The organism is Cryobacterium sp. 10I1, assembly GCF_035019805.1.
Taxonomy (GTDB): domain Bacteria; phylum Actinomycetota; class Actinomycetes; order Actinomycetales; family Microbacteriaceae; genus Cryobacterium; species Cryobacterium glucosi.
This window is the reverse complement of sequence record NZ_JASJVF010000676.1, coordinates 1-244: the sequence shown is the minus strand read 5'-3', so window position 1 is coordinate 244 and position 244 is coordinate 1. Positions and strand designations below refer to the sequence as shown.

The 244-nt window shown below is 70.9% G+C and carries 1 pseudogene; it reads left to right on the top strand.

Annotated elements, in window-relative coordinates:
• Window positions 1-36: 36 nt before the first annotated feature.
• A pseudogene (locus QN345_RS20295) lies at window positions 37-244 on the top strand (hypothetical protein); the annotation flags it as partial.

Genomic DNA, 244 nt, shown 5'->3' with positions numbered 1-244 from the left:
CTGCCGTACCTGCCCCGTGACCGAAAGAGAACACCCGTGACCAGTCTCAGCACCGAGAACCGCCCCCTGAGCCCCGCCTCCGGCGACACCACCACCATCGGCACCGAGCGGGAGGCCGAACTCCTCAACCGGGTCCCCGACGGTCTCTACATCGACGGCACCTGGCAGCCCGGCACGGGGGAGCCGATCATCGTGACGGACCCTGCGACCGGGCGCGAGCTCACGCGGATCGCCAACGCGGGCG